This is a genomic window from Dellaglioa sp. CoH-56-MRSF-13 (genome assembly GCF_056782095.1).
In genome coordinates, this window is sequence record NZ_JBXAYC010000023.1 from 1 (window position 1) to 733 (window position 733).

General features: G+C 53.6%; 2 protein-coding genes. Both read left to right on the forward strand.

Features of this window, described 5'->3' with window-relative positions; all coding sequences use genetic code 11:
- Window positions 1-430: hypothetical protein (locus tag AC1RP1_RS07620; protein ID WP_481762661.1), on the forward strand; the 430-nt coding region annotated here is incomplete at its 5' end.
- A 5-nt stretch (window positions 431-435) separates the two neighbouring features.
- Window positions 436-733, forward strand: a 298-nt coding sequence (locus tag AC1RP1_RS07625; protein ID WP_481762662.1) for a hypothetical protein, incomplete at its 3' end; no start/stop codon positions are given.

Sequence of the window (733 nt, forward strand, 5' to 3'; positions counted from 1 at the left end):
CTATTCGGACTCTTCCAACCAAGCATTCAAGTACCTACAGGCGTGGAACAATACGATTCTCACGCCATTTGGTGCCACGGCAGCTGCCACGATGGGCGGTGGTTGGGGACGCCCGTCGGACTACAAGAAGCCAATCTTCGTGTATCTGTTGGACGTGACTAACTCCGTGGTTGCCGTCATTGAATATGTTGAGTGTTGGCCCATGACGGTCGAGCAATATACTTTGGAGTCCGGAGCAAGTACACGGATCGTCAACCGCGTAACGTTCTCAGTCGGTGACGTATTCATAAATCTGGCAAACGTCTCGTCTGACCTAATCAGTGAGGTGGTGTTCAACGCTGGTCAAAGTTTGGTCAACGGAGTGGTGAACACCGTTTCGCAGACCGCTATCAACTCGCTTGGGGGTGCTCTCGATAGCATCCTAGGATAATCACAATGATCGACACAAAAAACTACGTACCTCAGTCGAAGACCACATCGTTCGATGCGTTTCCGGCAGATAAGCAAGAGCGCATGGCTCAGATTCAGGCTGATAAGCTGAAGAGTGTGGCGCATCTGCCGCATCCCGTGGATATCCCCGGAATCACGAGTGCGCGTCCTCCTATGCAGCAGGCTCCAGCACTTCAGGCTGTTGATCCGCGTGTACAAGATGCTATGGTTCGGCCACAGCACGCGCAACGCCCGGGCGTCGCATACGTACCGCAACCACAGAATCCTGAGGCACAAGCAGACG